Here is a 5865-nt window from a genome sequence, read left to right on the forward strand (position 1 = left end):
GAATCCGAGATTGGCAAAGCAATTCTGAATTGCGATGACAATGGTCCTGCGGTAATGATGATTGTAAACATGGCAATGGATCCTGCGGCAGGTCCGGTAGCAATTGGAAGATTGTTCTCGGGCACACTCAAAGACGGAATGCCAGTGCATCTAATTGATACTAAACGAGAGGGAAAAATCCAATCTGTGAACTTTTTCATGGGCAACCAGAGAGAAATGGTCGGGGAATTGGGAGCAGGAAACATTCCGGCGTTGCTTGGACTAACTGAAGCTCGAGCGGGACAGACATTATCTACTGTTAAAGACGTTTCAATCTTTGAAGGAATCAAATATGTCTCAGAGCCTGTCGTACAAATCGCAGTCGAGGCAAAATATCCTAAAGACCTGCCAAAACTAGTCGAGGCACTGCGAAGAATCACAATCGAGGATCCAAACCTTGTAGTCAAAATCAACGAGGAATCTGGCGAAACAGTGATTGCCGGAATGGGCGTCTTACACCTAGAAATTGCCACATCACTAATTGCTGATGCAGGCGTGCAGATTGTAACATCACAACCACTCATCAACTATAGAGAAACAATTCAGAATGAATCTGAAGTGGTAATGTCAAAATCGCCAAACAGACACAACAAGATTTTCATGAAAATAGAACCACTAGAGCCAGAAATTGCAGACATGATTCGTGCAGGGCAATTATCTGAAATGAAGGACAAAAAGGAAATGGAAAACGTCCTCAAATCAAAGGGCTGGGACACCGATACCGCAAAGCGTGTAATGAGATTTGATTCTCGAGGAAACATTATGATCAACGGCACCAAAGGTGTCCAGTTTATTCAGGAATCATCTGATTCCATTCTGTCTGGATTCGAAGAGGTAATGAAGGAAGGACCGCTTGCAAAAGAGCAGGTCAGAAACTGCAAGTTCACATTTACTCACTTTGTACCCCACGAGGACACTGCACACAGGGGTCTATCACAATTATCGCCGGCATCAAGAAGAGCATGCATGGCAGCAATGCTCAAGGCAAATCCAATTCTGCTAGAGCCAATGCTTGGAATTGAGGTCAGAGTACCGCAAGACATGATTGGCAATGTTGCAACAGTGCTATCTGGAAAACGCGGCAAGGTGCTTGATATGCAACAAAAAGGCATCACCAGTATTATTACTGGAGAGATTCCGGCTTCAGAGACATTTGACATCTCAGAGGTAATGAGGGGACAGACTGCTGGAAAAGCAATGTGGAACACTCACTTTAAGGCATGGACTCCAATGCCAAAATCAATTCAGGCAAACCTGATTGCTGATACTCGAAAGAGAAAGGGTCTTTCACCAGAGCCACCAACGGCCGATGAATTCATAGACAAAGAGTAAAAATGCGTTCCCCCTCGTTTGAGAGGAAAACACACGTCTTAACTTGCATTACTATGTTGTAGAAACGATTGTAATGCAAATTCTTCCCACACACGAGTTTTATCGCGAAGAGAAATGCCACCAAAAGTATTATGTCAAGTGTGGAATATCAAAATAATCGTGAGCAATTCCCCAAAAGAACTAGCACAAAAATTCTTTACAGATACTGTATCTACATATGATTCTGTAGCAAAATACGCCACACTGGGGCAGGATAAAAAATGGAAATCATACATTATAAAAAAAATCAGAGGCGATTCAATACTGGACCTAGCATGCGGAACAGGAATCCTAACCAGAATGATTGCACAAAAATTCCCAAAATCGCAAATTTTGGGAATTGACATTTCACAAAACTATCTGGATGTAGCAATTAAAAATTCCAATTTTTCAAATGTGTCGTTTTTGAATCAGGATGCTGAAAAACTAAGCCTGGAAAAAAAATTTGACTCTATAGTATCATCATATATTCCAAAATACTGTGATGCCAAAACCCTAATTCAAAAATGCGTCATACATCTCAATAAAGACGGCAGGATTATCTTGCATGATTTTGCATATCCTAAAAGTAAGCTGGTGCAAAAATTCTGGCATGCATTATTTGCAATGCTGCAAATTTGTGGCAAATTCATTCCCAGCTGGTCGTTTGCATTTGCAAATCTTCCCGGGCTTGTAAAATCCTCTGACTGGATAGAGCAATACAGAGCAGAGCTAAAATCCGCTGGATTTGAGGTGGAAACAAAGTATTTTGCATTTGGATGCAGTTGTGTAATTACTGCAATTCTAAAACAATAAAGAAAATACCAGTAAAGCCAATTACTCCTAGACTAATAATTTTGAGAATTGTCGCCTGTTTTTTTATAATTTTCTGGTCGGCATTGCCATATAATGCGCCCTTGTATTTTTTTGACGTCCTAATTAGTGCCAGGGTCAGTGCGCCAGCAATCGCACCAAGAATCACCGTCTGAATAGAAATGGAATTTGTCTGGATTGCCGAGCCTGCAAACACGGGCAAAATTCCCCATGATATAACAGTCCAGAAATTATTGTGAAATCTTCCCTTGAATAGCTCCAGATTATACGCAAAGAGGAAAAAACCCTCGGCAATTCCTATTGGAATCAAAAGCGGCGAATCCAATATGGAATAGTAAATTCCAATTGCAAATGCTAATCCTAGGATTGTAATTGCCAGAGCTGCAATTTTTCGCTTTGGCAGCTCACCCCATGGCTTGGTCTTGCCGCCAACTGCATCTAGCAAATGCGCAGATACGCCCAGTGCTAGAAAATAGATCACAGCAATAGCTATGGTCCTCTCTGGGGCAAAATTCTCTACTAGTGAGCCCCAAATAGCAAAGCATGTGACAATTCCAGTGTATGGCAAAAACAAAATTCCCACTGCGCGCCTGAAATTTCTAGGACCGAACTTGGGCACAAACCACTCGCCAGTCCTGTCTTGCATGTAATAGTTGCTACAATCTCTGAATATATGCAAATCCGATCATAGTCGTTTAATATTGCAAATTTATCTAAATTATAATGGCAAAATACCGCAAATACATAACAAAAGGAATTCTAGAGTCTCTCCACAAGGTTCCGGGCCATTCAAAGGCGCCAATTCGCAGGACCCTGATGTTAGGCAAATCCCAGATTCCAGAGTCTAAAATCCACCTGGCAGTGCACGAGGTAAATGCAACTCGGAAAAAAATTCCGCCATATACAACTCTGCACAGCCACAATGTAGATGAAATCGACCTGATAATTCCCCAAGGCGGTAAGCTGGTATATCAAATACAGCTAGAAGATGAAACTTACAAAATTACAGCACCGTGCACTGTGTTCATTCCAAAGAAATTACGCCACAAGGCAAATGTTGTCTCTGGCAAGGGAATCTTTGTGTGCATGATAATGTCCAACAAGTACAAGACCTTTTAGAAAAATGGACAAAAAAATTGCCAAAATACTGGACCAGCTAGGAAAGCAGGCAAGATACGAGGACAAGCACTATGAAAAGATCCCACACGAAAACAGGATGCTTGCAATTACTGAGGATACGGGACTATTCTACAATGGAATAATCCGGGCTATGAAGCCAAAGAGAATCCTGGAAATAGGACTATCTGTTGGATATTCTACAATTTGGTTTGCAGAGGCAATAACGAATTCCTCAAAGATAATTTCCCTAGAGCAAAACCCGCAAAAAATTGCTAGGGCAAGGCATAATTTCAAGCAGGCAGGAGTCTCGCAAAAAATCCAAATAATTCAGGGCAATGCAAAGCAGCTCCTGCAAAAAATGCTAGATGATTTTAAAACAAAAAAAGCCAGGCAATACTATGACTTTGTATTCATTGATGCAGACAAGGAAAACTATCCGTTTTATTTCAAGGCAGGACTGGCAATGCTAAACAAGGGCGGAATTATCTGCGCTGATAATATTTTGTATCCTACTAGATATCAAAAGTCCATAAAAAAATACCTGGCAATGGTCATGAAAAACAAAAGCGTCCAGACAATAGTCATTCCAATTGGAAACGGGCAGCAGTTTTCAGTTAAAACAAAGTAGGTTTACTGCTACGACTAATCCGAATAGAATTTTACCGCTCATTGGCTCTTTTTGATTAGAATTGAGGCGATTCGACATTATAGTATATAAAATCGCAGCAAACATCTATACTAAAAAAATCTAATTGCCACCAGTAACTGAATCAAAAAATCCCACTGCAATGCGAAATAACTCAAATGAGAATCTTGATTGCAAGTCTTGGATTGTATTTCTTAACGTCCTTAATCATCGACGCTACCCCAGAGTGAAGCAGCTGAGTCGTCTTTTCAATTATTTTTTCCTCCTCGTACTGATAGGAGAACAAGCCCTTGTTTATGGAATCTATAATGTGAGATCTTAGATAGGGTAGATCATAATCAATATCAAATTTTTTATTTCTAATTGCGACCACACGCGGGTAAAAATCACGAGCGAATTTTTCGGTTATGTATTTTCGAATTTCAGCATCATTATTCCTTGCAGACTGCCACCATTTCGAAGAGATGTCTTGGTATAAGACAATCTCGTTTGATATCAGATTTGTTATAAAATAACTAATTTGGTCTTCTGAATAATAACATGAATCATTGTAAAGCCGTTCGGCCACAAACAGATAATTCTTCAATGATATTAAATGGATTCTAGTTCGTTGATTCTAATTGTTAGCAGCAGAACAAAATTCTATAACCATTATATAGTATTAGTAGCGAATTACGCTATGGAGTCATTCATAAATAAAATCTATACAGCATTTCCAAAAAACAAAGCCATTGCACCCGTTGATGAGACTGTTTACACACATTGGAACTTTCAGAACTTTCAAGACTCCAAATACATCAACATTTTAGCTGACAGATCTGATTTGTATGCTCTGAGCATAATGATAGAAAACTATGCCGCCAAGCACTCACGACCTCTAGTTGCCGCATTTGAGGATGAGGCTAGATACAAGTACGTAGAAGGCAGATACATGAAACTAATGAAGAGCCTCCCGAAAATCTGGATTATTGGTAATTTTAACAACCCATACTTGGCGCAGACAATTCCACCTCATGCAACCGTGGTTTCATGTGTTGGAACTAGCCTCAAGACAGTATGGATGGTCGTCACTCGTGATCAAAATGGCCCAGTCGGTTTGGTTGCAGAAGATGTCGGCGAAGGCAAGTTCAGTGGCTTTTTCTCGACTGAAAATGCAATTGTAAAGTATGCAATAGACATGGCAGCCTATGAGTTAAAAACCGAAATCGATGTCATGAAGAAAGAATGGACCCAGAGTCCTGGCGGCTATTGATTATACCATATTCTGCTGACTAGAATTTTCTCAGGCAGTCTTGTTTCTTTGGTCAGAGCAGACACGATGTCCGCGCAGCTTTTGCCAAATTACTGCAAATAAAGTCATGTTTTTTAGTAATTGATCTTGTACTTGGTGACATGCCAGTTTTTTTCTGGCACTAAAACCCTAAATGACTGTAGCAATCCATGTGATTTCATGTCTGAAATTACAGATCTTGTCAGGTCAATCCTGATTACTCCAGAATAATCGCAAATCTGCTCATCAGTTAATGGTCCATAATCTGATATTGCCCTGGCGATTTTTTCATAATGTCTGGCGCCGAGATTTCTGCACTGGAAAATGAATTCTTTATTTCTCAAAATAATATACTCCAACTTCATAGCATGACTTGCACTGCCATAATGGATATCTCTTGTAATTTTTCGGATCTGTTAGCTCGGATATTTTTGCCAGTCCGTTATTTATCCGAAATATTTTGGCATAGTCTATTTTGTTTATGATAAATCCAATCTTTGAACCATTGCAAGAAATGCAGCGGTATCTTTCTGTCGGGTAAAGCAATGTATCATCCATTTAGCATCAAATTACGCTGTTATCTAATATTAATTGAACGGGAGATTTT

General features: G+C 39.9%; 8 protein-coding genes. 5 read left to right on the forward strand and 3 right to left on the reverse strand.

Annotated features, from left to right (window positions below):
* On the forward strand, positions 1 to 1371 hold a 1371-nt coding region (gene fusA / locus FJ354_06975; protein ID MBM3906393.1), incomplete at its 5' end, for an elongation factor EF-2.
* Between the two features lie 114 nt (positions 1372 to 1485).
* Positions 1486 to 2205: a methyltransferase domain-containing protein gene (locus tag FJ354_06980; GenBank protein MBM3906394.1), complete on the forward strand. Its 720-nt coding sequence runs from the start codon at positions 1486 to 1488 to the stop codon at positions 2203 to 2205.
* Here the strand turns inward: FJ354_06980 and FJ354_06985 are convergent.
* Positions 2183 to 2869, reverse strand: a complete 687-nt coding sequence (locus FJ354_06985; protein ID MBM3906395.1) for a hypothetical protein — start codon at positions 2867 to 2869, stop codon at positions 2183 to 2185. The two genes, FJ354_06980 and FJ354_06985, sit on opposite strands and share 23 nt — an antisense overlap.
* A gap of 77 nt (positions 2870 to 2946) precedes the next feature.
* On the opposite strand from FJ354_06985, the gene FJ354_06990 reads away from it, so the two are divergent.
* Together FJ354_06990 and FJ354_06995 are read left to right on the forward strand one after the other, a co-directional pair.
* Entirely contained in the window at positions 2947 to 3342 is a 396-nt protein-coding gene (locus FJ354_06990) for a 2-isopropylmalate synthase (GenBank protein ID MBM3906396.1), read from the forward strand.
* A gap of 4 nt (positions 3343 to 3346) precedes the next feature.
* Complete coding sequence (locus FJ354_06995; protein MBM3906397.1) at positions 3347 to 3970, forward strand: O-methyltransferase; 624 nt, start codon at positions 3347 to 3349, stop codon at positions 3968 to 3970.
* A gap of 172 nt (positions 3971 to 4142) precedes the next feature.
* Here FJ354_06995 and FJ354_07000 read toward each other — a convergent pair whose 3' ends face one another.
* The gene (locus FJ354_07000; protein MBM3906398.1) at positions 4143 to 4556 is read right to left on the reverse strand and encodes a hypothetical protein; all 414 of its coding nucleotides are present in this window, start codon (positions 4554 to 4556) and stop codon (positions 4143 to 4145) included.
* Between the two features lie 111 nt (positions 4557 to 4667).
* Between FJ354_07000 and FJ354_07005 the strand changes: the two genes are divergently transcribed.
* A complete protein-coding gene (locus FJ354_07005) occupies positions 4668 to 5240 on the forward strand; it encodes a hypothetical protein (GenBank protein MBM3906399.1) in 573 nt (190 codons plus the stop codon).
* A 113-nt stretch (positions 5241 to 5353) separates the two neighbouring features.
* On the opposite strand, the gene FJ354_07010 is transcribed toward FJ354_07005, so the two are convergent.
* A complete protein-coding gene (locus FJ354_07010; GenBank protein ID MBM3906400.1) occupies positions 5354 to 5623 on the reverse strand; it encodes a hypothetical protein in 270 nt (89 codons plus the stop codon).
* Positions 5624 to 5865 lie beyond the last annotated feature (242 nt).

The organism is Nitrososphaerota archaeon (genome assembly GCA_016872055.1).
Lineage (GTDB): Archaea > Thermoproteota > Nitrososphaeria > Nitrososphaerales > Nitrosopumilaceae > Nitrosotenuis.